General features: G+C 67.3%; 23 protein-coding genes and 1 pseudogene. 6 read left to right on the plus strand and 18 right to left on the minus strand.

Annotated features, from left to right (window positions below):
* Nucleotides 1-1,449: 1,449 nt before the first annotated feature.
* Entirely contained in the window at nucleotides 1,450-1,683 is a 234-nt protein-coding gene (locus BCR15_RS14790; protein WP_073186953.1) for a hypothetical protein, read from the plus strand.
* Nucleotides 1,684-1,712: 29 nt separating this feature from the next.
* On the opposite strand, the gene BCR15_RS13960 is transcribed toward BCR15_RS14790, so the two are convergent.
* The 13 genes from BCR15_RS13960 to BCR15_RS14015 all read right to left on the minus strand — a co-directional run bounded on the left by BCR15_RS13960 (nucleotide 1,713) and on the right by BCR15_RS14015 (nucleotide 13,815).
* Nucleotides 1,713-2,273, minus strand: coding sequence for a hypothetical protein (locus BCR15_RS13960; RefSeq protein ID WP_068752822.1), 561 nt, complete (start codon nucleotides 2,271-2,273; stop codon nucleotides 1,713-1,715).
* 15 nt (nucleotides 2,274-2,288) lie between these two features.
* Nucleotides 2,289-3,719: a type IV secretory system conjugative DNA transfer family protein gene (locus tag BCR15_RS13965; RefSeq protein WP_068752823.1), complete on the minus strand. Its 1,431-nt coding sequence runs from the start codon at nucleotides 3,717-3,719 to the stop codon at nucleotides 2,289-2,291.
* Complete coding sequence (locus BCR15_RS13970; RefSeq protein WP_068752824.1) at nucleotides 3,716-4,156, minus strand: hypothetical protein; 441 nt, start codon at nucleotides 4,154-4,156, stop codon at nucleotides 3,716-3,718. Before BCR15_RS13970 ends, BCR15_RS13965 begins: the two co-directional genes overlap by 4 nt.
* 273 nt (nucleotides 4,157-4,429) lie before the next feature.
* A complete protein-coding gene (locus tag BCR15_RS13975; protein ID WP_068752825.1) occupies nucleotides 4,430-4,969 on the minus strand; it encodes a hypothetical protein in 540 nt (179 codons plus the stop codon).
* Nucleotides 4,966-6,429 (minus strand): M23 family metallopeptidase, encoded by a 1,464-nt coding sequence (locus tag BCR15_RS15170; RefSeq protein ID WP_068752826.1) that lies wholly within the window; start codon nucleotides 6,427-6,429, stop codon nucleotides 4,966-4,968. The genes BCR15_RS13975 and BCR15_RS15170 overlap by 4 nt, the downstream gene beginning before the upstream one ends.
* Nucleotides 6,429-7,913: a putative type IV secretion/conjugal transfer ATPase gene (locus BCR15_RS13985; protein ID WP_068752827.1), complete on the minus strand. Its 1,485-nt coding sequence runs from the start codon at nucleotides 7,911-7,913 to the stop codon at nucleotides 6,429-6,431. Before BCR15_RS13985 ends, BCR15_RS15170 begins: the two co-directional genes overlap by 1 nt.
* Nucleotides 7,913-9,418 carry an SCO6880 family protein gene (locus BCR15_RS13990; RefSeq protein WP_068752828.1) on the minus strand — a complete coding sequence of 502 codons (1,506 nt, stop codon included), beginning with the start codon at nucleotides 9,416-9,418 and terminating at the stop codon, nucleotides 7,913-7,915. Before BCR15_RS13990 ends, BCR15_RS13985 begins: the two co-directional genes overlap by 1 nt.
* Nucleotides 9,399-10,889, minus strand: a complete 1,491-nt coding sequence (locus BCR15_RS13995; RefSeq protein ID WP_068752829.1) for a hypothetical protein — start codon at nucleotides 10,887-10,889, stop codon at nucleotides 9,399-9,401. Before BCR15_RS13995 ends, BCR15_RS13990 begins: the two co-directional genes overlap by 20 nt.
* 1 nt (nucleotide 10,890) lies before the next feature.
* Nucleotides 10,891-11,664, minus strand: a complete 774-nt coding sequence (locus BCR15_RS14000; RefSeq protein ID WP_068752830.1) for a hypothetical protein — start codon at nucleotides 11,662-11,664, stop codon at nucleotides 10,891-10,893.
* Between the two features lie 2 nt (nucleotides 11,665-11,666).
* Entirely contained in the window at nucleotides 11,667-11,999 is a 333-nt protein-coding gene (locus tag BCR15_RS14795; protein ID WP_141680157.1) for a hypothetical protein, read from the minus strand.
* Entirely contained in the window at nucleotides 11,996-12,748 is a 753-nt protein-coding gene (locus BCR15_RS14010; protein ID WP_068752831.1) for a hypothetical protein, read from the minus strand. The genes BCR15_RS14795 and BCR15_RS14010 overlap by 4 nt, the downstream gene beginning before the upstream one ends.
* Entirely contained in the window at nucleotides 12,745-12,912 is a 168-nt protein-coding gene (locus BCR15_RS15025) for a hypothetical protein (RefSeq protein ID WP_176715257.1), read from the minus strand. Before BCR15_RS15025 ends, BCR15_RS14010 begins: the two co-directional genes overlap by 4 nt.
* Before the next feature lie 129 nt (nucleotides 12,913-13,041).
* The gene (locus BCR15_RS14015) at nucleotides 13,042-13,815 is read right to left on the minus strand and encodes a hypothetical protein (RefSeq protein WP_068752832.1); all 774 of its coding nucleotides are present in this window, start codon (nucleotides 13,813-13,815) and stop codon (nucleotides 13,042-13,044) included.
* Nucleotides 13,816-14,353: 538 nt separating this feature from the next.
* On the opposite strand from BCR15_RS14015, the pseudogene BCR15_RS14020 reads away from it, so the two are divergent.
* Nucleotides 14,354-15,136, plus strand: a pseudogene (locus tag BCR15_RS14020) (IS3 family transposase); the annotation flags it as partial.
* 297 nt (nucleotides 15,137-15,433) lie between these two features.
* On the plus strand, nucleotides 15,434-16,078 hold the full coding sequence (locus BCR15_RS14025; RefSeq protein WP_141680158.1) for a hypothetical protein: 645 nt from the start codon (nucleotides 15,434-15,436) through the stop codon (nucleotides 16,076-16,078).
* A 128-nt stretch (nucleotides 16,079-16,206) separates the two neighbouring features.
* On the opposite strand, the gene BCR15_RS14800 is transcribed toward BCR15_RS14025, so the two are convergent.
* Both BCR15_RS14800 and BCR15_RS14030 read right to left on the minus strand, forming a co-directional pair.
* Entirely contained in the window at nucleotides 16,207-16,458 is a 252-nt protein-coding gene (locus BCR15_RS14800; protein WP_141680159.1) for a hypothetical protein, read from the minus strand.
* A 632-nt stretch (nucleotides 16,459-17,090) separates the two neighbouring features.
* Nucleotides 17,091-17,597 (minus strand): mismatch-specific DNA-glycosylase, encoded by a 507-nt coding sequence (locus BCR15_RS14030; RefSeq protein WP_068752834.1) that lies wholly within the window; start codon nucleotides 17,595-17,597, stop codon nucleotides 17,091-17,093.
* A 311-nt stretch (nucleotides 17,598-17,908) separates the two neighbouring features.
* Here BCR15_RS14030 and brig1 point away from each other — a divergent pair, with 311 nt between their 5' ends.
* Nucleotides 17,909-18,667, plus strand: a complete 759-nt coding sequence (brig1, locus tag BCR15_RS15030; protein WP_439653994.1) for an anti-phage DNA glycosylase Brig1 — start codon at nucleotides 17,909-17,911, stop codon at nucleotides 18,665-18,667.
* Between the two features lie 747 nt (nucleotides 18,668-19,414).
* Here brig1 and nhaC read toward each other — a convergent pair.
* Both nhaC and BCR15_RS14045 read right to left on the minus strand, forming a co-directional pair.
* Complete coding sequence (nhaC, locus tag BCR15_RS14040) at nucleotides 19,415-20,932, minus strand: Na+/H+ antiporter NhaC (protein ID WP_083196640.1); 1,518 nt, start codon at nucleotides 20,930-20,932, stop codon at nucleotides 19,415-19,417.
* A 42-nt stretch (nucleotides 20,933-20,974) separates the two neighbouring features.
* The gene (locus BCR15_RS14045) at nucleotides 20,975-22,102 is read right to left on the minus strand and encodes a MalY/PatB family protein (protein ID WP_141680161.1); all 1,128 of its coding nucleotides are present in this window, start codon (nucleotides 22,100-22,102) and stop codon (nucleotides 20,975-20,977) included.
* Between the two features lie 554 nt (nucleotides 22,103-22,656).
* Between BCR15_RS14045 and BCR15_RS15515 the strand changes: the two genes are divergently transcribed.
* Entirely contained in the window at nucleotides 22,657-22,794 is a 138-nt protein-coding gene (locus tag BCR15_RS15515; protein ID WP_369404258.1) for a KH domain-containing protein, read from the plus strand.
* Between the two features lie 101 nt (nucleotides 22,795-22,895).
* Nucleotides 22,896-24,446, plus strand: coding sequence for an integrase core domain-containing protein (locus tag BCR15_RS14055; protein ID WP_068752838.1), 1,551 nt, complete (start codon nucleotides 22,896-22,898; stop codon nucleotides 24,444-24,446).
* 111 nt (nucleotides 24,447-24,557) lie between these two features.
* Here BCR15_RS14055 and BCR15_RS14060 read toward each other — a convergent pair whose 3' ends face one another.
* Entirely contained in the window at nucleotides 24,558-25,514 is a 957-nt protein-coding gene (locus tag BCR15_RS14060) for a sugar-binding transcriptional regulator (RefSeq protein ID WP_068752839.1), read from the minus strand.
* Nucleotides 25,515-25,533 lie beyond the last annotated feature (19 nt).

A 25,533-nucleotide genomic window follows, 5' to 3' on the forward strand; every position in this document is an offset into this window, starting at 1 on the left:
GCCCAAGGCAAGGGGGGTACCAGTGACCAGAAGCGCCGCTCCCCACGGCATCCATCCGTCTGGTACCACGGCGGCACGACGACGGGACCTGCACACGGCATCTGTCCAGTCAGCCCACCCGTCCCAGGCGACCCCGCACGGAGAGCCTCCCTCGGCGATCGTGATCGGCGATCGGTGCATCGACCACAACACGGTGGGCAGGCAGGCCCTCGCCTCGACGTGGGGGTCACCGACCCTGTTCATCGCCCGGCACCTTCGACTGGAGCATGGGCTGCGCCCCGTGGTCAGCGGCCCCTATGCCTCGGATCTGCTTCCTTTCCTCGACGAGTTCGCCTGCGACCAGGGACCCTCCGGCCAGCGCTCCTTGTCCTACAGGAACGTGGTCGAGCCGACCAGGCGAACCGAGACCGACCACGTCACCGACCAGCAACGAGTCCAGTACTGGCGCCCCGCCGACCGCCCACTCCAGCCCATCGCGTGCCAGCCTCCCGGGGGGCCTTCGACCTGCTCTACTTCTGCCCACTGGTCCCCGACCACGATCGAACCGACGACATCGAGACCATCGCCGCGGCACGCCAGGACAGACTCCCCGTCCGCGTGCTCCTGGCCCAAGGCCTGATGCGAACCAGCGGCCCCACGACCCACGACGTCTACCGGCAGGTGCTGCGTCGCGACATCGATGACGATGAGGCCGCGACGTGGTCCTGCTTCGACCTCGTCGTCTTCTCCGACGACGACCTGACCGACGCCCTCGCCAAGGCCACACGCTGGTCAGCAAACGACGCCGCGCGGGACACCGGCTTCGTGGTCACCCAAGGACCACGCGGCGCCACCCTTCTGCCACCACGGCACCGCAACACATATCCTGACGCAACCAGTCGCCGACGAACTGGCCCCAGTCGGGGCCGGCGACGTCTTCGGTGCCACCGTGGGACTCGAGTTCCACGCGGCATACGTTGCCGAAGGCATGGACCGATCCGCGGCACTGCTGCGAGCGGTGGCCAGGGCCACCGAAGCGGCCTCGACATACGTCGGCGCAGGTAGAACCCCTACTGTCCCGGAGCCCGTCATTGTTAGGGGTTTGCGATGACATCCCTGTTCGGGGAGCTGCTGGTGACGACTCGTCGTCCGCGGGCAGCGCCCCGGCGGCGTTCGAGGGGCTGGGGCAGCAAGTGGACCCAGCGGTACCTCAACGCCTTCCCTACGGGGTGAAGGGGGGCAGCCGTCCGCGTGTAGGTCAGCCGGCGCGACAGGAATGGGCGGCGGTCCACGACCGTACGGTAGGCCTCGGCCATCGCGGATTGTCGCTGTGCGATCTTGTCGTGGCACCCCTCGGTCATGTGCTGCTAGCGCTTGCCGTCTCGGAGGTAGGCAGGCGAATCGCGACCCCTGTGTGTCGAGGACTCGTCTAGCGCTGAAGATGTCGGCACTGCTGCGTACCGTCCCACCATGACCATGAAGCGATCTGAGTTTGGGTCTCTCGGCGATCGTCTCGGACGAATGCCAAGGGTTCTCGACGATCAGCGGGTGCGTCATGTTTGGCTCGACAGCACCTGCCCTGCCTTGGTGGTTGACCGCCGCAAGACCGCCGGCCGCTGGGAAGGGCAGGTGGTGCGGGTCGAGGACGGTGAGTTACTGGTGGGCTGGGTCAGCGGCGACAGGATCTCCACCATCGAGCTATAGCCCTCTCCCCTCAGCGCGACCGAACGCCTCTAGAGGGCCCTGAGGGTGACCGACTCCTCACCGTCGTCGGAGGTCAGGTCGCAATCGTCCCGAAACAGCCGAAGGCGCCGGGCCGCGGCGTCATCGTTGGCGTGGCGGGTGTGGGCGGCGCGGCCGGGCCAGGGCTGGTGCTTCTCCTCACAGGCGCGGCGCTGATCCCGGGTCCGGTCGAGGTAACCGGGCAGCGCGTAGCGGTGCCACTCCTCCAACGGCAGCGGCCCGGTGGCTTCGCCGGCCTGGAATCTTAGGAACGCCAGGGTGCCGAGTTCCCGGACCAGGGGTGGGTGCTCGGGCCAGCAGGCGGGGGTGTGGTCGGCGGAGTACCAGGCGTGCTGCGCGTTGAGCCAGAGCACGAACGCGTCGAGCCACGTCCAGCAGTCCCAGCGCAGTTCCGGGTCGGCGATGGTGGTGAGGTCCCAGATCCTGGGCAGGATCTCACCTGTGGCCATGATCTCCTCAGCGGCCTCTCCCCCGCGGGCGAAAGCTGCAAGGTCGATGTAGGCGGCGAGCATGCGCTGTGTGAGATCGGGAAACGGCAGTAGCTGAGCCATAGCGATTCAGGTCCTTCAGTCGGTGAGGCCGAGTTGGCGGGCGTAGGAGTGCGCCATGGCGGTTCTCTCCCCCGGGCTCATCAGGCGGGCGTCGGGGGTGTTGGTGATGAGCCGGCGTGCAGCGTGCTGCTGGTCGAGGAGGCGTTTGCCGGGTTTGCCGTCGATGGCGCGGTGGAGGGTGGCGAGGATCGGCTTCCCGTTCTCGGCCACCACCAGCGCGGTGCGGGTGGGCAGTTCGCGGAGTTGTTCGGGTCGGATGACGGGGGTGTCTTCGCCGTGGGTGGAGATCGAGCCATGCTGACCGTGCTGTTGATTCCGTCGGGTGATCCGGCGGGTGCCGAGGAGGTCGCTGATCTCGCGGTTGAACCCGGCGTCTTTGGAGCCGCCGAAGATGATCAGGCTGTTGGTGAGGTCCTTGATCGCGCGGGCCTGCTGCTCGCCGAAGATGCGGGTGAGCTGGGCCCAGGTTTGGGAGGCCCAGATGAACGAGATCCCCAACGCCCGCTCATTGGCCATCCTGGTCGCAAGAGTCGGCAGTGGCGCGGTGGAGGGGAGTTCGTCGAGGCAGGCCAGCATCGGCGGACACAGTCGGCCGAACCGCCCCTCGTTGGCGAGCTGTAGGGCGGTGTCGAGGACGTGCTCCGCGACGGCGGTCATCAGCGGGGACGCGGAGACGTAGGGGTCTTCGCGGCCCAGGAGGTAGATGGTGCCGTTTCTGCGGATGAGGTCGGCGATGTCGACGGCTGGGCGGCCTGCGGTGGGGACGCAGCGTTCGCGGCGGTCTCGGGTGACGAAGAGGGCGAGGGCTTGGTCGACGGTGGATTTGGTGTTGCCGGCGGTGCGTTCGTCGGTGTTGGTGACCGCGCCGGCGAGGAGACCGGACCAGTTCGGTTCCGCCATCGGATGCGAGCGGAGAATCTCCGAGGGGAGGGTGGCGGTGCGGGGGTTCGCGGACCATTCGAGGACGTCGTTGAGGGTGTAGCCGGCCAGGGCTGCGGCGTGGAGGTAGCACTGGATGACTTTCGCGGCTTCGGCGGCGTAGAAGCGAGCGGCGGAGTCGGCCCCGTCTCCCCCACTGCCCAGCGTGCCGGCGCAAAACGCTTTGGCGCGCTTCTCGGCCACCGTCGCGTCGACGCAGCCGTCGATCGGGTCCCAGATCAACTCCGGCAACCCTGGCGCGGCACCGAACGGGTCGAGTACCGCCACAGGGCCTCTGGCTTGCCGGGCGGCGAGGGTGAGGAGCAGGTCGTCTGGTTTGGTGAGGGTCACCAGCGCGGCGCCGGGTGCCTGGAGGAGGGCGGGGGTGAGGATGTCGAGGGTCTTGCCCGATCCTTGGGGGCCGATGACGCCGGCTGTACGGTCCCACGGCTGCCACAACGCCACCCCGACCGGCACCTTGCTGGTCCCGATCCGCCACCCCACCTCAGTGGGCTCAAACCTGCTCATCGCCGGTACCCCTTCCTGTAGAGGTCGGGGCGGATCACGGCCCGGTTCGCTCGAAGGCGACCCAGTCCGAGGAGCTGTTCGGCCTGCCCGGTGGTGGCCATGCCCTTGAAGCGGCGGCCTGCCGTGACGCGCAGTGCAAGGACGATGGCGGCGGTCAGGCCGGCGATGAACAGCGCCGCGGCGATCAGCCACGCGACCCAGACGTTGGCGGCGCCGTGGGTGGTGAGGCCGGCGTGGAGATCACCGGCAAGAATGCCCCAGCTGCTGGTGACCAGCGCGGCCGACGGTGGCCAGTGCCACCCGGCGCCGGCGGCGGCGAGGGTGAGGCTGCGGCCGGCCTGGACCGCCACCACGGCCAAAAGGGCGACGGCGGTGAGGGCACCGACGGCGGGTTCCCAGGTCCAGGCGTGGCCGTCTTCATGCTGCGAATCAGTCATACCCTCTACCAACCCGGACCAAGCGCGCCTACAGCGTGAGCTCTTTCAGCACATCAGCTACGTGGCCGGGCTGGTTCCTGGGCTGGGGTGCACGGAAGCCTCCGGCGATGGGGGGTCGCTGGAGGCTTCCGGCTGGATGGTGTCGATGGACGTCGACACCGCTTTGGGTGTGTGCAGCACGTTACCCGGCCGGTGCGGGGCCGGGATACCTACCATCGGCTGCCCTTCGAGCGGAGCGCCCACCCGCCCGCCGCTGTCGGTTGGGTGGGCTTGTCAGGTGGTGATGGCGATGGCGATCCAGCCATGCGTGCTGTCGGGGTCGAGGATCAGGGTGACGTCGACGACGTCACCGGTGTCGAGGCGGTGGCGGGTGATGATCTGCATCGGATCGACTTCGACCACATGGACTGGGCCGTGCTGGATGCCGGCGGCGGGGGTGAAGCGGGGGTCGTCGAAGGCGGCGATCAGCGCCCCTGCTGCCACACCCTCGAGACGCTCACGCCGGAGCTGCTGGTCGGCGGTCAACCAGCCGACGACGAACGCGGTGGCCGCGGAGACCGCCGCCACGACCTGGACATCCTCGGGCGGCTCGTGGGGATGCGCCTCCACCGGCGACGGGGTGGTGTCGAGTTCGCCGACGCCCACCCAGCCCTCGGCTGGGTCGCTCTCCCCCACCGATGCCGGCGAAGTGACTGGGTGGGAAGCGGGCGTGGTCGTGTGTGGGGTGGGTGCCTGTGTCGGCGTGTCGCTGCAGCCGGCGAGCAGCAGCGCGGCGAGCACTGCGGTGAGGAGGCGGGTGGGGGGTGGGGTCATGGGGTGATTCCTCGGGTGCGGAACCAGCGGTCAGGATCGGCGGGAATGCCCCCGACACGGACCTCCAGGTGGAGGTGGGGTCCGGTCACGTTCCCGGTGGCGCCGACCTTTCCGATGACGGTGCCGGCGGAGACGCGTCGGCCAACGGTGACGGTGATGGTGGATTGGTGGGCGTAATAGATGACGGTGCCATCGGCGGTGGTGAGGGTGGTGAGGTTGCCGTAGGCGCCGGCGGGGCCGGTGCGGGTGATGGTGCCATCGGTGACAGCTTTGATGGGGGTGCCTGTGGGGGCGGCGAAGTCGAGTCCGGTGTGGGCCTTCTTCCATCGGGGTCCGGTGTCGCCGAAGCGGGAGGTGAGGCGGTACTGGTCGACGGGCAACACCACAGCACCTGATCCGATGTTGGTGGTGCCGGTTCCTTGGTTGCCGTGGACGGAGATGTGGACGTGGTCCAGATGCGCGGCGGACGGGTCGGGGCCGGTGTAGCAGGAGGCCGTCCGGCCGCAGCGTCGCCAGCCCTCGTCGGCGCGTGCGACGGACCAGAGGTGTTCGCGCCAGATCACATAGGTGACGCCGAGTGCGGTGGCGTTGGTCCGGGCCCATTCCGCGACCTCCGCGCCGAGGGCGATTCCTGCTGGGGAGAAGTAGTTGGGGATCATCACGTCGACCGCGCGACCCGAACCGTGATCTTTCGGGTCGCCGGGCCTGACACCGAGCAGCGACCTGATCTGCGGCCACCTCTGATGGATGCAGCGCATCACCCGCAGCGCGTCGGGGGTCTGACCCTGCTCAGACGGCATCCCGGTCGGTGCACAATCCAGGTCTCCGTCGAGGGTTCCGCAGTTGACGAGGCCGGCTGGTTGGCCGGCGAACAGTGCGACGAGTGTGCGGGCCAGGCCTTCATGTTTGGCGTAGGCGTCGGGATAGGCCGACACCTGCACCTTCTGCGCCGCCTGGGCGACCGACAGGTGCTGCCAGCCGTCGATGTCCGCGAGGCCCGGGATGTGCCAGCCGGTCAGGGTGGTGTGACCGAGGTAGAAGGTGCGGGCCTGGTAGGCGTCGTCGGCCAAAATCTGGAGGTTCTCGTGTTGGGTGGTGCCGTCGGCGTACCAGCCGACCAGGGAGCGTTGCTGGAACAACCCGACATCCCCATCCGAGTTGGGGGTCTGCGCGGCGGGGTGGGCGCCGAGGGCGGATTCCTGCATCGCGGTCGCGATCCCCACCACCGCCCCCGCCGCACCAACACCAGTGTCGAGGGCGGCCGCGTAGATGATGGCGGCCGAGTTCATCTGCCCCGGGTCGAGCTCCACGCTGGTGGGGGTTTCACCGGCCCATCCTGCGCAGGTGGCGCTGACTGACTGGGTTTGGTTCTGGGGTCCGGCCAGTGCTCCGGCGAAGACGATCACCGGTGCCAACGGCAGCGTGAGCGCCGCCCCGATCGCGATCAGTGCCTTGAGCATCAGGTGTGGAGTTTCTGGTTGGTGTCGGTCAGGGGCTGCTCGAGGTCGGGGTGGAGGGTCAGAGCGACCTTGTGGAGGCGGGGGCCTACTGCGATGAGGGCTCGGCCTTTGCCGCCCATGGCCCAGGCGGTGACGATGTCGCGGGCGATCGGGCCGAGGTCGAGGAGTTGCTCCAGGTCGTCGGCGACCTCGGCGTCCTGGCCGAAGAGGACCTTGATGTCGCCGAGGTGGAGGAGGTCTTTGGCGATCTGCTGCGCCTGCGACCCGGCATGCCCCGCACCCAGGTAGTCGGAGGGTTTGTGGGCGTTGGCGATCTCAATATCGCCATGCGAGCGTGACAGGCGCAGGTCGGCGTCGAAGGAGGACACGGCGCCGGTGCCGAGGCGGAGTTGTCGCCAGACCTCGTCGCGGACGTTGATTCTGCGCCGGCCGGAGACTTGGCGCATGGCGGTGCCCCAGGAGTTGAGACACATCAGCGCCATGCCGACGGCGTCGTCACCCAATGGCATCAGCCTCGACAGCGACAGGGATTGGATCGGCGCAGTCCAGTCGATGGCCACGGTGGTGGGAGCATCGAAGATGCCTGCGAACACACCCGAGATCAGCTGCGCCACCGCGTCCCGCAGCAGTCTCGTGTCGTCGAGGAACGTGTGCCGGTCCGGGTAGCGCAGCTCGGCGATCAGGTGGTCGCTGGGTGAGTGGAGTTGATGCCACACCTGCGGGATCACGATCGGCCGCAGCTCGCGCGAATCGGTGTTGGCGTGGGTCAGCTCGTGGAGGACGGCTTTCAGGACCTGCTCCTCCGTCGGCCCCACCGCGACCTTCCCCTCCCCCACACTCTGAGACCCGATCAGCGAACGCAGCAGGACCAGCCAGCGGCCGAAGATGACCGCAGAACGCCGCTCCTGCTCATCGCGGTCGAGGTGTCCCCAGTTGGTGGCCAGCGGTCCGGGGTCGAGGGGGTTGAGGCGGGTGGGCATGCCGGGGCCGATGGCGAAGGGTTCGACGCCGAAGTGGCGGCACATCAGCTCGTACTCGTCCTTCGGATCCCCCAGGATCAACGCCTGGTACCCGAACGCGAACATGCGATTCAAGAAGGCCTTCACCCACGCGGATTTCCCTCGGCCGGGTTTCCCGAACACGAAGATGTTCGGATTGGTGACCGGTATCGAGTCGTTGAGGACCCAGCCGTGGGGGTCGACGTAGAAGGTGGCACCGTTGCTCATGTCGGTACCCATCGCCGCCCCCGTCGGCGGTAAAGGGCTGGCGGTGAGGAAGGGCCAGAACACCCCGGCCTGGTCGGAGGTCATCTGGTACCGCTTCACCGCAGGCCGAGACGCCACCCACCCCGCCCCCACGGCCGGCTTCCCGCGCCAGGACGGGGCGGAGGTGAACTCGCGGGCAGGCTTTGGCTGCTCTGGTGAGGGTCTCGTGGGGAGGTCGTGGCCGAAGTCCGCGAGCAGGCGGTTGATGCTGCGGGCCATCACTGGTGCCTGGTGGTGAGGCTGACCCCCAGCGGGAGGGTGGCGGTGACGAAGGCCAGGTCCTGGGACATGTCGAGGCGCTGCGGGGCCATGCCGCCGCGGCGGATCGCCGCCTCCAGCCGGCGGCCGAACTCTGCCACCGGAGCCGTCGCGGGGACGGTGACCGAGCAGAGCGCGTAGGGGTGGCTCATGGTGGCGCCCATCGCGAGCTGCACCTCGACCCGGTCCAGTTTCGCCTGCCGGCGGTGGTCCTTGGCGCCGCTGCGGACCCCGAGCCGGTCCTTCAACCCCTGACCGAGGCTCTGACCGAACTCCTGCTGCGCCGCCTTCCGATCCGCGGCCGACTGCTTCTCGATCGGGAAAACGACCGACACACTCCGCCGCTCCACAGCCTCGCTGGGGGCCAGGACGTGTCCCCAGCCGCCCATCGTCGCGCCACGCTCGGGAAGCTTCACCGTCGAAGTGACCGTCGCCCACGCATCATGCGCATAATGCCGAACAGCGGTGTACGCCTGGGACGGGCCGGCCAACGCCCACGGCACGGAAGCGTTGACCGAAGCGTCTGCGTTGGCGTCGTGGGCGGCGGCAACGAGGCCGGCGCGGTCGCCGGGGGCGAACCCGAGACGGACCACCTGGGCGAGCTCCGGCGAGGTGAGCCATTCGATGTCGCGTGCGCCCATGGGGCCGGTGACCACTGCTCCGATCTCGGCGGCCAGGGAGAGGAGGGTGTTCATCCGGCCGTCGGTGGCGCCGCCCATGTGTCTGGCCTCGCGGCTAAGCCGGTTGTCGGGGATGACGAGGGTGATGAATGCTTCGGTGCGGACCCCTGCCTGGGACCAGCGCAGGTGCTCGATCTGCGTGGCCACCGAGGTGACGGGCGCATCCACGGTGAGGTTGGCGCGCAGCCACAGTTCCCGCTCCGTGCAGTCATCCGGTGTGGTGCGCACCATCAGGTGGACCTCTGAGATCAACTCCCCCCGCGCCGCGGCGTCCAGCAGCTCAGTCAGCCCGTCGGCGTACCGGTTACACAGGGCGTCGGTGGCCATCGCGATCCCGTCATGCTCGATCCGGGCGGTAATCGCCCACGTCCGCGCCGCGCGGTGCTTGATCACCGCGATCCGACGCTGGGCCAGGCCCACCGGTGGGCCGTCGAGGACTTCGACGCCGGTCAGGGCTCCGGGCATGTCGAGCTCGTCCAGGTCGCGGAGGGTGCCTGTGGCGGCCTTCGATCGGAAGGTGAGCCAACCGTTCAGGCCGGCGATGGCGAACGCGGCGGCGGCGACGAGCCAGCCGACGGCGGGGCGGCCGCCGAGGGGGACGACGGTGAGGAACAGCAGCAGCAGCCACACCGGCACCCACGCCACCCCGGCCAGCCAACGCTGTGAGCTGATCGCCATCCACGCCGGGAACGTCGCCACCGACAGGAACAGCAGCTGGGGGACAGTCAGGCCCCAGATCACGCCGGCCTTCGGGGTGGTGAACGCGTCAAAGGTTCGTGCCGCCATTGTGGTCCTCCGCTTCTCTCACAGCCACAGGTGGCTGCGCCGCACGCTGCGGCTGGGTTGATGTCGTCGCGGCACCCACCTGCGACGGATGAGGCTGCGCTGGATGAGGTGCGCGGCGGATGTCGCCGGCCGGGTCGTACGGGTAGGACGGGTCCCCGGCCCCCATGCCGGAGGTGGTGTCGTTGACCAGGCCCGTGGCGCGGGCGCCGACCTGCTGGAACCCGTCGACGAGCTTCTTCGCGCCGAGGATCACCCCCGCCGCCACCACCCCCACCGGACCAGCCACGGCACCCACCCCAGCAACAGCCCCCGTGGCAGCAGCGCCACCGGCAGAAGCACCACCCGCGGCCGCGCCACCAGCACCAGCCGCACCAGCGGCGGACCCACCAGCGCCGCCGCTCGCCGCAGCTCCCCCGGCTGCGCCAGGGGTGAGGCTGGAGCTCTGTGCCGCGGCCGCACGGCTCGCCGTGGCGGACTCCCCCGCACCAACCACTCCCCCACTTCCCCCACCACCTCCGCTGCTGCGAGTCACGGTGGTGTGGGCGTGGCCGGCGGCCGAGGAGGCGCCGGTGGTGCCGGCCAGGCCGGCGCGGAACGAGGCGCCGCTGGTGGTGCCCGGGTCCACGAAGGCCAGCAGCCGGAACAGGGCCACCGGGGAGAGGGCCGCGACGGCGATCATCACCACGGATGGCAGCGCCAGCGCCACGGCTTCCTGTGCAGAGTCCTCCAAACCGAGAGAGACGCCGGTGGCGAGCTGCACCCCCAACCCCAGCATCAGGGTCATCAGCAGTGGTGCGATGGCGGCGGCGTGGAACCAGCGAAACGCCTTCCAGAACCATGATTCGAACGGCTTGAACATCAGTCCGGCTGCGGCGATCGGGGCGGTGGCGGCGATCACGATCAGCGACACCGCCCGGCCCAGCATCACCACCAGATGCGCCAACGCGGCCAGCCACAGCACCAACCCCAGCAACAGCAACACCGTGGCCGTCGTGGCGGTCATCACCCCTTCGGTGAAGTCCAGACCCGTCGGCTCCCACTCGGCCAGATCCGCTGTGCCCAGCAGCTGGATGCGCAGTGCCGTGTTGAGGCCCTCGACGGCAGTCACCAGCGCGGCGCCGTAGGTGTACCAGAGCGTGCACACCAGCAGAAACTTCACCGCACCGAAGATCGCACCGCCGAGGGAGAGGGCGTCTCGGCGGAGGACGGTGCCGACCAGCTGCACGATCAGCAGCATCAGGGCCAGCGAGAGGCCGAGCCAGAGGGTGACGCCGTAGACCGACCACAGCGCCGACGACTCGTCAGGGTTGAGGTTGGGGGTGAGGAACCAGTCCCCGAGCTGCAGGATCGCGCGCATCACCCACAACCCAGCGCCCCACACCGCCAGGCAGATCGCCACCCACGCATCCACCACTATCTGACCACCGGCTGCGGCCAGGTCGCCGAACATCTCCCCGATCTGCTCCCACATCTCAGGCGTCCCGCCACGTGAGCCAGCCAGCTTTGAGGGCGAGTTCGGTGCCCGGCCACGTAGACGGCCCCGGCACCGGATGCGCTCCCTCGGCGATGACCCACCGGCCATCGATCCAGGTCATCCGTTCGCAGTGCCCGTAGGCCAAGCGGGCCTGGTCGCGGAACGTGTAGGTGATCTCCACCAACACACACACCACATGCCAGTTGTCGCCGTCGGAGCCCTTCACCTGACCGGCCGACGGGATCACGGTCAGCGAAGCCCCCGTCTCCAGACCTGCCGGCATTCTCCCGGCGGTCAGGAACGATTGGATCAATCCCAACACCGGCCACGACCCCGCCGAGCCCGTCGGGTCCTCGAACCAGGACTGCTGCACCCGCTGCACATGGGCCAGGTCCATCGACCCGAGGACGGAGACCAGGATCTCCCCCAACTGCCCCACCGCACCCTCCGGCGTCTTCGGGTAGCCCGTCGGGATCCCCTCCGCACCGATCTGGTCCACCAGGGGGATGTCGATCGTCGGCAGCTGACCGAGGGCAGGGGTGCCGCCCGTCGCATCCGACCGCGACACCGCCAGCATCGGGGCGGCTGCGATCTCATCGCGCACGGAGACCTCGCCAGCCGGCAGCAAGTCGACGACCTGATCCCTCGTGCGGGTGGTTGGGTCATCGGCAACGGCGAAGTAGACGGCGAACCCCAGGCCGGAGAGCAGTACCAGCCCCACCAACGTGACGCCGGCCAGCAGGGTCAGGTACGCGCGATCGGGCCTGATCATGACTAGCGGGTGACGCAGCCGTCGCCGAGGAATCCCGACAGGATGCCCGGGATCACGAGATAGAGCAGGGCGGCGCCGAGGACGACGAACACCCCGATCAGGCCGCCCTTCGACACGTGCGGCATCGAGAACACCTTGCCCAGGATCACCGCCGCCACCGCGGCCAGGACGCCCGCGGGGAATGCCACCCACACCAATGCCCAGGAGAACCAGCCCAGGAACTCATCCACCAGCACCTGCGCTCCCGACGGGGCGACCGGGCACACCATCCCGCGCCCCTCCGCAGGCAAAAACCCACCCACCGATCTGGCCATGGCAGCGAATTGAACGATCATGACAGTTCCTTCACACGCGACGCGATGACGCCGACCGCGGACTGCAGCCGACGCGGAAGCGGATCGGCGGTGACCCCACCGACCCGAAGACTCGAACACTCCGGCACCAGCACCAGCCGCCCAGCCGCAGTCGCACGCCTGATAGAGGGCCCGAGGACGCCACAGACGGGCTTCGGCAGCGAGCGCCCCGTCACCGCTGTGATCACCGGCACCACGTCAAAGGAGGATTCGAGCTGGTCCAGGCGCGCCTCGAGGCGCCTCACGCTCGGCACCGAGCAAGCGGCCACCGCCACCAGCACCCCCGGCCGGGTGGCGGCCAGGTCGTCTGGCCACAGTCCCAGGTCCATGACCGTGAGCCCGTCCGCCTCGGACGCGGGGAGCATCACCGCACCCGGGTCGGCGCGCCGTTGCAGCTGTACGCCGCCGCGAGAGCCGATGATCCAGCCCTGCCGAGTGCCGAGTTCGGCCGACGACGCGGCCGCCAACCCTGACAGGCCAGGAGCGCTGAACTCCACCAGGCGTGAAGCACCGAGCGCTTCAGCCACAGCCAACGCCACCACCGTCGCGCCGACGCCCCCAGCCACACCGACCACCGCCACCGCCGCAGTGGTGCTCAGCGTCGCCGTCACAGCCCCGTCTCTGGGGGTGTTCGCTGCTGGCTCGCTGCGGGTGGTGGTGGTGAAGGTGCCCTCCTGGAGGGCCGCGTACGCGGCGCGCAGTTCGGCCAGGGAGAAGCCGGTGACTGTCACTTGCGCTCCAAGGCCGACTTCAGGCGAGCCGGGGGAATCTCCAGCAGGCGCCGACGCGCGTCCAGCGCCTGCCGTAGCCGCTGGGACCAGAGCACCAGCTGATCACAGGCCTCCGCCTCGCCCTTCGCCACAACAATGAGCTGCTGCGTCTCGTCATCCGACATGACCGCCACGTCCCTTCCGACCGTCTTGACACCCAAGAACCCGCACCCGCACCGGCCAGCGCGTCGACATACTCAGGCACTCTGGAACTCGGCGCTTGATGAATGTGTCCGCAGTCGAGGGGCGGATCATCAGGCGGCAGCACCGTTGCGGGCCGCGGCCCGGAGCACCCCCAGAGCCTTCCTGGCGCGGTACTGCACCTGGTCCGCGGTGTGCCCCGGTCCCACCACCTGCAGACACGCTGCCCGGGCCGTCAGGCCAGCGCTCCCCCGCGCCGCGATCCCGTCATCGGTCGCGGTCACCGCCAGCGCCACCAGCAGGTCCATGTCCTCACGGCTCAGCCCGGCCTCGCTCAACGCCCACCAGTACACGTCGCTGCTCTTCAACGAGTCCCGGTCCTGGTCCCGTGCGATCCGCTCCAACACCTCCGGAACGACCGCAGCCCGTTCACGCCACACCCGCTCGGCCGACTGCCCCCAGCCGAACTCCCGATCCAACGCACGTCCGACCCGTCGAGCCACACCTTGCGGGATCCATCCCTTCAACGGGTCATCCCACGGATACTCAGCCACCTCAGCCCACAGATAACCGGCCGCCACGTCCTCTACATGCCGCGCGTCCTGCGTGTTGCGGGAACGGGTCGCCACCACTGCCTCACACGCCGGCAGAAGCAGATGCACCAGCACCGCGGTGGCGTCCACCCGAGAGTCATCGAGCCGAGTCAACCGGCCCAGAGCCAGCAGAACCTCCCGATCCTCACGCCACTCAGCCTCGCCCCGCCACGTCGCCACATCACGGCACGACCCGAACCGCGACAACACCGGCTCACCGATCGTCCACACCTCCCAATGCTCGTCCGCGGCATCCAGGAGGTGGTCGATGTTCAAGGCGGCGCGCACGCTCATCTCGGGGTCCTCTCGCGTAGGTTCACACCGCAGAACCTCGCGTCCCCACATCCCCCTTTCCCTACCCCCCACCCACCCCGCAGACCCTCAAGAACCTCGGGGACACGGCTCTGACTAGGATCGAGAAACTCACCCCCCGTCACCGGGCCATCTCGCGGCAGGACACGATGGGGAGCCGGAAAGGGCGCGGGGCCGCGGTCACCCTGCCTGGTTGATAGGCGCCACCAGTGTCGCCGCGGTGCACGGAAGCCTTACCACGACGGCGGAGAACGTGGATCTCCGCGAGATGAGAAGCGGATCCGGCTGTTGACCCAGGAGATTCGAGATCCCGCGCCTCGCAGCGGCGTGGTGTCGCAGGCCAACCGGCGGCCGAACACGATGTACCCACTCGCGCGAAGCCGGGCTGTGGACCGGGTCGACTACAGATGGCGCGCCGCGTTCGGCTCGCCGCGAGCCCTACTGCCGGCTCGACCCGGGGGACCTTCCTCGGCCTCCGAGTAGCCGGCCCGAACATCAGCGGGCGGCCGCCGTCGATCACCGCGATGACGAGCTGAGTCCTCGGCTGGTGGAGCTCTCGGAGGCGAACTACCGCGTTTACGGAGCTCCGAAGATGTGGAAGACCGCGGTGCGGGCAGGCATCGGGATCGGCGGGATCAGACCTCCCGGCTGATGCGGGCTGCGGGGATCGAGGGTGCCCGACGTTCGAAGCGGGTGACCACGACTCGGCGGGATCCTGTGGCCTCACGCCACCCGGACCTGGTGAAGCGGGAGTTCACCGCCACGGCACCGAACCGGTTGTGGGTCACCGACCTCACGTTCGTGCCGACCTGGGCCGGTGTCGCCTACGTGTGCTTCATCATCGACGCCGTTCTCGAGGATGATCGTCGGCTGGCGGGTTACTCCACACATGCGCACCGAGATGGTCCTCGACGCGATCGAGATGGCCCGCTGGCCCAGGGGCCATCACCACGGCGATCTGCGTTGTCACAGCGACGCGGGCAGCCAGGTCACCTCCATCCGCTACGGCGAGCGACTCGCGGAGATCGGCGCAACCCCGTCGATCGGACCGTCGGCGACTCGTTCGACAACGCTCTGGCCGTGACAGTCAACGGCTACGACAAGACCGAACTGGCCTGCGGGCCCGCCCGGTCCGGTCCATGGAAAAGCGTCGGGGACCTCGAGCTCGCGACCCTCGGATGGGTGAACTGGCACAGCACCAACACGCCTTCACGGATACCTCGGCGACCTACCACCCGCCGAGTTCGAGAACGCGTTCTATGCTGAACCAACCGACCATCAACAGTTGGTCGGGATCAAGTAGGCGAGTCTCCATCAAACCCAGTGCGGTTCACTATGGTGCTCAACGACCAGTCCTCCACAAGCGTCCCCGGCGGGCTTCAGTGGCACCTCACCGGCGTCTACACTCTGGGCTATCCAGGTCGTCGCGGAGCATAATTGGGGCGCACTTCTATGGGTCGGCGAAGGCTCCAAGGCCGAGCGGCTATTCGCTTGGACCTATGAGGAGGGCTTCACCGCTGAGGCCGCGCACAAGGCCGCTCGACTTGCCAAGCTGAGGAGGCGGTTGACGGGAACCGAAGACGAGAGGCTGTCCACGGGTATGGCCGCGACCGTGGCAATTTTCGGCGCGGCCATCTTCACCCAGAACCTTGCCTGGATCATCGCCCTCCCTATCGTCGCTGCAGGTGTGATGAAGCTCACGTCCGCTTTGTCGGCACCAGGAGCAGTCGGACCCCGGGAGATCGATGCCTTAACGAACCGCCTGCTCAAGACCGAACGCGAGTTCAGGAACACCAGCTACTTCACTGCCCTGGCGATCCGCCACCATCTTCTCCATCCACTCAACGACCACCAGGCCACCACGATCCATACGCTGGCGGGCGCCTTCGAAAGCGTGGGTAATCGAGTCGAGCAACTCCGGGGTCCGAGCCGTGACGATGCCCGAGCCGCGCTGCGCTCCCTGGCCGCCACATATGACGGGCGCTACGAGATCTCAAATGGAATCGCCGCCGCCCTCAGTGCTCTGTCGACCTCCGTCGACAGAGCACTGGCAGCTGAAAGGGCGGTCCAGAGTGCGGTGGAGGCCCCGGTGCTGGAGGCCAAGGTGCAGCGGCGCGCCGACCAGATTCGGGATTCTCGGAACGAAGCCCTTCTGCTCATCCAGCATGCAATTGACCGCCTCGACCTTGACGCGCAAACCTCTGACGCAACCAGCGCGTACCTCAACATACGAAGGCCCGACTGATCCTCTTGCGATAACTCCTGCCCAGCTCTGCGAGGTCGAGTTTGTGGCCGTGGCGCGGTGCAATGGGCCGGACAGCATGAGGCGGCGCTCCGGAGGCGAACGGGACGATAGCGAGGGGGGGAGGGGCGCTACTCGCAGGCGAGGCCGTCGCCGTCGCCGCGGTGGCCGGTGCCGTGGGCGAACCAGTTGTAGATCTCTGCCTCGGCGGGATTGCCGGCGCGGAAGGGTCCGGTCGGGTGACCGAGGGCGTTATTCTTCAGCTTGGTGCAGGACGAGTGCTGCCTCCACCACGGCACCTCAGCACCCACCGCGACGCCCTGGCCCCCGGTCAGTGGGGCGATGCTGGCTTGCGGCCTAGCCTGGCAGGACGTGGTGATCACTGCGCCGTCCGTGCCGGCCTCGGCGATCTGAGCGGCGTGGTAGGCCGCTTCTTGGGGGTGGTGGGGGCAGCCGTCGGTGGAGTCGAAGCGTGCGATCGCGTTGCCCGCCTGCAGTTGCGCCAGGCCAAGGTCGATCGACGCCGTCGGAGGTGATGACGTGGCGGAGGAGCCGGTCGTACCGGTCGCGGTCGTTCTGCCCCTCGGGCAACGTGAGGGTTAGCGGGTCGCCGACCGTCAGCAGGCCGGCGATGGTGGACGATGCTTCGTCGTGGCCGCATTCTCCGCGTTCGGGGGTGTCGATCCCGATGATCCGGACGATGCCCGCGGTGGTCCCAATCGTGTCGCCGTCCACGAAAGCGGTGGACTCTGCGACTTTCGGACCCGCCCGATCGGTGGCGACGGGGTCGCAGCCGGCCACCGCTAATGCCACCAGCATCGTCAGCCCTGCCAGCTGCGACGCGCGTGCCCCCTTCACGTATCCGACTCTATGCCACCGTCGAGCCCACTTCGGCGCGAGGGGGGCTGACTCAAGCCCGTCCGTCACAGGTAAGGAACTCCTCGGGTGATCCCGAAGCGGCGCCGGCAGTGTGCAGAGGATGAGCCGCGAGGCAGGGTAGTCAGCCCTCGCACATCTAATAGACGTCACGACGAAGTTGCGTCCACCACTCAAGTTTCTCTGCGTAGCGCATTGCGGCGAAAGCGCCGCTGCTGCTCGGCAACACGAAAACCCGACTCGTCCCGATCCTCCACGGCTGCTCCCCCAATCTAACGGTCTTGCCAGAGCTGAGGCGGAGCTCTCGGCCCGCCGAACGCCCTGCTGTGAGTCCATTGAATGCCACCCACCTCGGAGCTTGACTGATGAGTTCTCGCGCCACGGCCGTCGAGTACCCGAAGTCGAGGCCACGGTCATGACTCTGAGCGCGATCCTTGACCAAGTCGGTGATACCGATCCCATAGTCCAACACGGTGGCATCCTCCGCGGGCGTCAGAAGGGACGGAGTGAAACCAGCGTCAAACAGCAGTTGCCAGAACTTGTTGCCGCGCCCGGCGTAGTAATGGCCGAGGTCCGCCGAGGCGGATGAAACCGCCGTACCGCAGAAGACAACGTCGAGGTCTGGACGGAGCAGGTCTGGAAGCATGGGACCATCCTCGCTGCAGTCGGTGACCAATCGGCTTCTTTGCTTACATCCCCCACGTGTCCGGTGTGCAGGCCGGACCCATTTCCGTTCAAGCGCACGCACGGATGCTAGCTTGCTAGCCGGATGCCTGAACCCCATCGATCTCTGGAACCCTCTGTCGATCGTCGTCCCGAGAGCGGCATGAGCGCGCGCCTATTGCTCCCCCTCCGGCGCCAGATCTAAGCGGTCGCGGCGTGGGTTCACGGCCATGGGATTCGACCCGAGCATTGATCTTCGTCAGTCAGGTTCGGTCATGTGGCAATATTCGCGGAGTGTCGAGCCGTCTTGCCGCCGTGGAGTTCTGGGACAGGGAGATCGGTCGGTGGGTGGAGGGTGACCATCGCCTACACCCCGATCTCGAACGTTGGCGTGCGACCTACTCCGGTCGGGGAGCCGGCACAGTCGATCTGACCGTGATGCCCGAGCCGTACATCGGACCGCTGGCCGGCTCGGCCACACCAGCCCTAGTCATGCTGGGACTCAATCCCGGGGCGCCCGCGCCAGCGTTCCAAAGCATGGACGGCATCTACACCCAACGGGTCCGCGAAACGTCTTACGGCAACTGGGCCAGCAGCGGCCCCTACACCGACGCCACGTGGCAACAGGCCCATGGACGCAACCGCTACCACCACAACCGGCTCGCGTTCGCTCGACGACTGCACAACGACGACACGATCCAGAACCACGATCTTCTCTACATCGAGCTCTATCCGTTCCACTCCAAGGCCGTCACCGCCGCGATTACTCCCCCCGCCGACCTGCTCACCCGGTTCATCCTCGATCCCATCAGCGAGCTCGAGACTCCATTTGTCTTCGCCTTCGGCAAGCCCTGGCTTCGGGCCGCCTCACGCCTCGGACTCAGCGACGGGAACCAACTGCCAGTCAATTGGGCAACCGCCAGCCGCACAGCCCACATCTTCCCGCTGATCCGCAACCAGCGGCTGGTAGTCATCACCCAGGCCGGCTACGCCGGTCCACCCGGCGCCACCGACACCGAGGCGCTGGCCGCAGCGCTGCACAGCCAGGCCTAAACAGCGGAACCTCACGACCAACGCGCCCCGGCGCGGAGCAACCACACAGCAGAGTGGCGCTGCCCCGTGTGATGCCCAACCCACTCCTTGTGAGCGTCATCGCTCAGAAACGGGTCGAGGGCAACAGACCTTGACTGGCTCAAGCAAGAGGACAGTGCTCGGGCATAGCCACTGTTGACGACGCCCGAATTTGATGCCGTAACGACGGGGTGGTCAGAGTCATCACCCCGCACGGCGATTGTTGCTCGGTTCCCGCAGGCGGATGAGTGGTTACTCATGCGTCGCGACAGCAGAATTCTGGGCACTGCTAGCGGTGACGTGCCAGCCCCCGCATGACTCACACTCGTAGGCGCGGACCTCGCATCGTCTCGTAGTGGCGCCGAGCAGGCATGCCCGTGTCCGCGCGTTGGCGGCGGCGTGCAGAAAGCAGATCGCCTCGGCGTGATCTCTGAAGCGCCTCTTCCCGTACCGCGGGCACACTTGGTGAATCCGTCGGGCTGCGCGCCGTCGAGTCTTCGATGTCATCATTCTTCCCCCGTCAAGGACCTGCCCACCTCAGAACGCCCGGAAGCCCCGTACAGCGCTACATGGGTCTGTGCGCTGAGGAACAAGACAACTGGGAGAGCGTTTAGGGACTCGCGGCTACGATTTCCAGTGCATCAAAATCGAAACGTCGGCCCCTATCTGCGCATCGCAACGAACGGCCCGCCCCCCTATGGGGACGGGCCGTTCATCGTCGGTTGTTGATCAGGCGTTGATGGCTGCCTGTGGGTTGTTGAGGAACATGTCCTGCTCCGCTGGGGTGATGCGCTTGATTCCCAGACCCGTGAAGGCCCAGATGGCGGCGAAGATCATGCCTGCCCAGTTGAGAACTGCCCACGGTGCGTAATCGAGAGTCGCGACACCGAGCGTCCCAGCCATGTATGCGCCGGCTGCAGTCCATGGGATGAGCGTCTCGGTGACGGTGACCGAGTCCTCCAGTGTGCGCGAAAGCACCTTGGGGTGCAGGCCACGTTTGATGTAAGCCTCGCGTAGCATCTCACCGGGCATGACGATGGAGACCTGGCCGTTGCAGGTGGTCGCGATGGTCACCAGACAAATGGCGATGGTGGACAGGATGAGACTCGACGTGGACTTGGCCACGTTCATCAGCTTCTCCACGATGAGGTCGAGAGCCCCGGTGCGGGCCACCACGCCGGCGAAGGACAGGGCGCAGAAGGCGATCAGCAACGTGCCCATCATCGAGCTCATGCCTCCCCGCTCCAGGAGGCGCGAGACCTCAGCCGGGGCGCCGCTGGCGTCCAGTCCGATCGCCTCGAGCATGCTGAGGTCAAAGCCACTGAGGGTGGCCTGCACCGCGTTGGCGAAGGTTTGACCTTGGAAGATGACGGCGTTGATGAGCGCCACGACCGAGGCCAAGATCATCACGGGCACCGTGGGTTTGCGCATCATCGAGCCCACGAGCACGATCAGCAGCGGCAGCAGCAGCAGGACATTCCAGTTGAAGGCCTGGTCGAGGAACCCGTTGATCAGCGAGACGGATTCGAGGTTTCCACCAGCCCCAGCCGCACTCCGCCCAGCCGTGGCGAACACCACGATGCTCAGCAGATAGGCGGGACCGGTGGTCCAGATCATGTTGCCGATGTGGGTGTAGAGGTTCACCCCGGTCGTCAGTGCGGCCAGGTTCGTGGTGTCGGACAGGGGCGACATCTTGTCGCCGAAATAGGCACCCGCCACGACGGCACCTGCGACCAGCGCAAGGTTGGCGTCGAGGCCGATGGCCACGCCCATGAAGGCGACACCAATGGTGCCGGCCGAACCCCAGGACGTGCCAGTGGCGAGCGACACGATCGAGGTGACCAGGAGGGCCGTCAGTGCCAGCCACTCGGGTGAGATGATCTCCAGCCCGTAGTAGATGATCATCGGGATGGTGCCGCCAATCATCCACGCCCCAATGAGGAAGCCGACGGAGATGAGGATGAGGAAGGCGGGCATGACCTTGGCGAGCTTCTCCGAGATCGCGGCCATGATTTCGTCGAAGGACCAACCCAAATAGATGGCTACAAAGCCAGCCACGAATGTCGCGGCCACGATGAGGGGTTCCGCGGCCAGCCCCAGCCAGATGTAACCAACGGCTAGGAAGACGACCATTGCCGCGATCGGCAGGAGTGCCAACCCAAGGGTTGGCACTCGTCTGGTCTTCGTCGTTCCGGGTTCGGGCGCGGACGGATGGTCGATGAACGGGTCGTTGACCTCAGCGGACATGGCGGAGCTCCTTAGGGGTGGTGTAGCTGGGTAGGGGTTCTGTCAGACGCGGCTGAGGAGACGGTTCATTGCCTCCTCGAACTGGCTATGAGGGCAGGCCAGGTTGAACCGGAGGTAGCCTCCGTACTCAGATCCGAAGTCGGTGCCATAGCTGGGCACCACATGCGCCTCGTCCGTGATGAATCGTTTGAGATCCTCCTCGGACCCGGCTCCCCGCGCATCGACCCAGGCGAGGAAGGTGCCCTGCGGCTCGACCAACCGAACGCCGTCGAACCGGTCGACCGTACGCCTGAGCGTCTCGAGGTTCACGGCCACGATGGCTTCCACCTCGGCCAGCCAGTCGTCGGATTCGCGGTAGGCCGCGCGTGTGGCGGCGTCGGAGAAGAAGGACGGATTGTGGAACCCGGCGGCACGCAGCCCCGTCTCAAGGCACTCACGAAGGACGCCGTCGGGCACGATCACGTGGGTGGTTTCGAGCCCGGGAATGTTGAACGTCTTCGCCGGCGAAGTGAAGGTGAACGTGCGACCCGAGACGCTTGGCGCGACGTCGAGCAGGAAGCGATGCCGTTGACCGGGATGGGTGAAGTCGGCGTGTACGTCGTCCGACATGACGATCACGTCGTGGGCCTCCGCGCGGTCGGCCAGCCAGAGCAAGTCCTCTTCCCCCCACACCTTCCCCACAGGGTTGTGAGGGTTGACGAGCAATAGGCCGGCGGCTTGGGCGAGCGCCGCATCCGTGGCGTCGCGATCGAGCTCGTAGCCATGGGGGGTCTGAATCAGGGGCACACGCACGGCCTCTCGTTGGTTGAGGCCGATCGCGTTCTCCAAGGGGCTGTAGGAGGGGGTGAACAAGACGATGCCATCGCCAGGGCGGGTGTGTGCACCCAAGATCAGCGCAACGACCTGCACGATGCGATGCGCCGCCACGATGTGCTCGCGGGGTACCGACCAGCCGTGGCGCCTGCCGAGCCATTCCACCGGGAGATCAACGTGATCGGGGGGGAGATCGGTATAGCCGAAGAGGCCTTCAGCCGCGCGACGAGCGACTGCATCCCGGATCGCAGGGGAACACTCGATGTCCATGTCCGCCACCGAGAGCGCGATATACGGGAGCCCCTCGTCAATGGGAAGCCCATCCCATTTCGACGACTGCGTGCCTCGGCGCGCCATGACCACCCTCTTTGGTTCATGTTAAAAACAAACTTGTCGCATCGTAACATCACGCCTACTGGGGGTGATGGGGGGGGTCGATGTGCCAGGAGCTATACCGCCTCCCTCGGCGGTACAAGCGTGGAAGCCACGGTGCCGCGCGCCAGTGCGGCGATGATCCGGTACCGGCAACAGGCACGCCGCCGCGTCCTCGAGAGGGATCTTCCGCGGCGGGAACCACAGATCACACTGCGCCGCGTCCCCGGCCTCCCACTCGAGCCGGTCCGCCGGGTCGACGCGCTGCTGCTCCGGACGCAACCTGGCCACGTTCTCCCTGAACCAGGTGATCGACCCCGTCCAACCGACCCGCTCCGCCAGCACCGTCGCCGGCATGTCCGGCGTCGCGGCAAGCAGCGCCTTCACCCTCGGCTCGACTACCACAAACGACGTCTCCGACGGGCGACGCACATACACCGGCGGCGAGGTCGACGCGACCGCCTTCACCACCGTCGTCCGCGAGATCCCCAACCGCCTGGCGATCGCCGCATGCATGGAATTACCACCGGATCTTCACTATTCCCGCGCAGTCCGCAGGGTCGGTCATCGGCCGTCACGGTCGCACCGTGCGAAAACTAGAAGAGGAAACCGGCGCGCGAATCAGCATCGACGCTGCGGGCGGGGACTGTACGTTTTCCGGTGTAACTCCGATGTAGGTGTGAAGTCTCACGAGATCGTGGACGGTTCTGTCTCGGGACATCGTGCACAGTGAGTCTCACGACATCGTGGGCACTGGGTGCGGGTGTGGGGTTTGGGCATGGACTTCAACCACGTGCCCGCGGACGTGCGGTGGGCGATCGCGAACTGGCCCGATGATGCCGAGCGGGGTGCGGTCACGCGCTTCTGCGAGCGGCACCAGATCAGTCGGGCGGTGTTCTACAAGATCCGTCGCCAGGCCGGTGAGGTCGGTCCGGTCGGCGCGACAGAGCCGGGCTCACGGCGCCCCCATCACAGCCCGAACCGGACCGACGAGCAGTTGATCGAGCACGCGCTCGCCGTCCGAGCTTGGCTTACCGAGCAGGGGCTGGACGCCGGCCCCTTGTCCGTGCTCGCCCGGATGCGCTGCCAGGGGCTGAACCCGCCCTCAAGGGCCACACTGGCTCGTGTGTTCGCTGCCGCTGGCGTGTCCAAGCCGGAACCGCGTAAGCGGCCGCGGGCGGCGAACCGCCGGGTCGTCTACCCGGCCCCGAACTGCTGCTGGCAGATAGACGCGTTCGCCTGGTCGCTGGCCGATGGCACCAGCGTGTCGATTCACCAGGTCATCGACGACCACTCCCGGATGGCCACCGCAAGCCTCGTCGCCGACGGCGAGACAGCCAGAGCCGCAGTGTTGGTCGTGTCTACCGCGATCCGCCGCTGGGGCGTCCCACAGCGGCTGCTCTCCGACAACGGGTTGGCGTTCAACCCCACCCGCCGCGGGTTCACCGGCAAGCTGGTCGACTACCTGCTCGACCTCGGGGTCAAGCCCATCACCGGCAAACCGGACCGGCCGACAACCCAGGGCAAGAACGAACGATTCCACCAGACGCTGCAGAAGTGGCTCAACGCCAGGCCACCAGCGAAGACAATCGAGGCCCTGCAGGCACTGGTCGACGAGTTCGACCGCTACTACAACAACGAACGAGCCCATCAAGCACTCGACGGCAAGACCCCGGCCGAGGCGTGGGCCGCCACCCCGGCCGCACCCGAACCGACGCCCGAACCCCGCCTCCTGCAAATCCCGCCCTCGGCGCGCGCCACGACCACCCCGACCACCACCGAGACGACCACCACCGAGACGACCACGATCGCTACCAGAACGCGGCTCACCCTCCACCCGGCAACAGGAGAGGCCATCGTCAAGGTCAGACCCAACGGGCAGATCAAGACGCTCGGCTGCCTGTTCTACGTGGCCACCAGCCGGGCCGGGCAGCATGTCCACGTGACCTGGACCCCCGCCGCCGTGGAGATCATCGACCTCAACGGCGAGGTCATCAACACCTACCCTCGGCCCGCAACGACCGGCATGTACTACGGGCCCCGCAACCCACAGCAGGGCACCCCGATGAAGACCACCCGCCAGAACCCCTCCGCCGGGATCAGCGGGACAGCCATGCGCACCGTCACCAAAGGCGGCTACGTCGGAGCCCTCGCCTCCAAGTTCTACGCCGGCTACAAGCGTCGAGGCGAGCACGTCGCGATCAGCTGGGATGCCGGCACCGTCACCCTCACCGACGCACAAGGACACACAATCGCGACCTACGAGAAGCCCGCGACCCGCCACGGCTGGCACGGCCCCACCCAGAACCGACCGTCCACGAACTCATGAGACACCCGACCGTCAACGATGTCCCGAGACACAACCGTCCACGATCTCGTGAGACATCACAAACAACAATGAGATACACCGTTAACTTGACAGACCCGGACTAGGACGGCGTCACTCGCGGTCGAGGATCGAGACCATCTCCGAGGCGAGCGCGACGTCAAGGATCAGGCTGTTGGCGAGACCGGCTCGTACGGCGCCGATGACGGTTCCCGCCTTGGCCGCACCCTCGGCGGCCACGATGATTCGGGGCACGATCCGGAGTTCCTCGGCGCTGATGCCGATCAGTCGACGCAGCGGCGGGACGTCGAGCACCTCACCGGAGCGGGTCACGAAGATGCCGGCCACCTCCCCCTCAACGCCTGCGGCCTCGAGTTGGGCTTGGGTCTCCTCATCCAGCTGAGCTCGGAGCTGGCTGGTGGCAGGGTTCCAAGACCCGACCGACAGCATGGCAATGGTCAACTCGGCGAACAGGTCCAGTGCACGGCGGATCTGCGACTGCTCGCGCATCATGCGTGCCGCCTCTGCACTGTCGGTGACGAGCGGGGCCATGATGGGGAACGCTTCCCCTCCGGAGCGGAGAGCCGCCCTGCGGAGGATCTCGATCGGGGAGATCGCGAGGTCAGTTCCGACCGACCCGGTGAGTTGAACCACCCTGACCGGTGGCAGGTCGACGAGGTACTCGGTCATGGCTGCCAGAGTCCGGCCCCAGGACAGGCCCAGCACGTCGTGGGGGGCGATGCGGTTGGCGAGAAACCCGGCGGCCGCCGCAGCAACCTGGCGCCGCGAGCTTGCCGCGTCCCCCGTCGGGATCACCAGGCACTCGCGGAGCCCGAGCCGGTATCGCAGTGTCGTTGCCAGAGTGTCCTCCGGCTGGGGGTTCTCGTTGATCGAGATGGTGACCACTCCCAACTCCCGAGCCAGATCCAGCAGCCGCGCCACCCGGAAGCGCGAGATGCCCAAGGCTTGCCCCACCTGGATCTTGGTCAGGTCATCCAGGTAATAGGCGCGGGCCACGTTGACCATCAGGGAATGCTGGTCGACAAGCTCAGCTTCGTCGTCATTGCTCATATGAGCAAGAATCCCTGAG

The organism is Tessaracoccus lapidicaptus (assembly GCF_001693815.1).
Lineage (GTDB): Bacteria > Actinomycetota > Actinomycetes > Propionibacteriales > Propionibacteriaceae > Arachnia > Arachnia lapidicapta.

Coding starts and splice junctions, on each gene's coding strand:
- BCR15_RS14790 (WP_073186953.1), top strand. CDS start 1,450: ATGACCATGAAGCGATCTGAGTTTGGGTCTCTCGGCGATCGTCTCGGA.
- BCR15_RS13960 (WP_068752822.1), bottom strand. CDS start 2,273: ATGGCTCAGCTACTGCCGTTTCCCGATCTCACACAGCGCATGCTCGCC.
- BCR15_RS13965 (WP_068752823.1), bottom strand. CDS start 3,719: ATGAGCAGGTTTGAGCCCACTGAGGTGGGGTGGCGGATCGGGACCAGC.
- BCR15_RS13970 (WP_068752824.1), bottom strand. CDS start 4,156: ATGACTGATTCGCAGCATGAAGACGGCCACGCCTGGACCTGGGAACCC.
- BCR15_RS13975 (WP_068752825.1), bottom strand. CDS start 4,969: ATGACCCCACCCCCCACCCGCCTCCTCACCGCAGTGCTCGCCGCGCTG.
- BCR15_RS15170 (WP_068752826.1), bottom strand. CDS start 6,429: ATGCTCAAGGCACTGATCGCGATCGGGGCGGCGCTCACGCTGCCGTTG.
- BCR15_RS13985 (WP_068752827.1), bottom strand. CDS start 7,913: ATGGCCCGCAGCATCAACCGCCTGCTCGCGGACTTCGGCCACGACCTC.
- BCR15_RS13990 (WP_068752828.1), bottom strand. CDS start 9,418: ATGGCGGCACGAACCTTTGACGCGTTCACCACCCCGAAGGCCGGCGTG.
- BCR15_RS13995 (WP_068752829.1), bottom strand. CDS start 10,889: ATGTGGGAGCAGATCGGGGAGATGTTCGGCGACCTGGCCGCAGCCGGT.
- BCR15_RS14000 (WP_068752830.1), bottom strand. CDS start 11,664: ATGATCAGGCCCGATCGCGCGTACCTGACCCTGCTGGCCGGCGTCACG.
- BCR15_RS14795 (WP_141680157.1), bottom strand. CDS start 11,999: ATGATCGTTCAATTCGCTGCCATGGCCAGATCGGTGGGTGGGTTTTTG.
- BCR15_RS15025 (WP_176715257.1), bottom strand. CDS start 12,912: ATGTCGGATGACGAGACGCAGCAGCTCATTGTTGTGGCGAAGGGCGAG.
- BCR15_RS14015 (WP_068752832.1), bottom strand. CDS start 13,815: ATGAGCGTGCGCGCCGCCTTGAACATCGACCACCTCCTGGATGCCGCG.
- BCR15_RS14025 (WP_141680158.1), top strand. CDS start 15,434: ATGGCCGCGACCGTGGCAATTTTCGGCGCGGCCATCTTCACCCAGAAC.
- BCR15_RS14030 (WP_068752834.1), bottom strand. CDS start 17,597: ATGCTTCCAGACCTGCTCCGTCCAGACCTCGACGTTGTCTTCTGCGGT.
- nhaC (WP_083196640.1), bottom strand. CDS start 20,932: ATGTCCGCTGAGGTCAACGACCCGTTCATCGACCATCCGTCCGCGCCC.
- BCR15_RS14045 (WP_141680161.1), bottom strand. CDS start 22,102: ATGGCGCGCCGAGGCACGCAGTCGTCGAAATGGGATGGGCTTCCCATT.
- BCR15_RS14055 (WP_068752838.1), top strand. CDS start 22,896: ATGGACTTCAACCACGTGCCCGCGGACGTGCGGTGGGCGATCGCGAAC.
- BCR15_RS14060 (WP_068752839.1), bottom strand. CDS start 25,514: ATGAGCAATGACGACGAAGCTGAGCTTGTCGACCAGCATTCCCTGATG.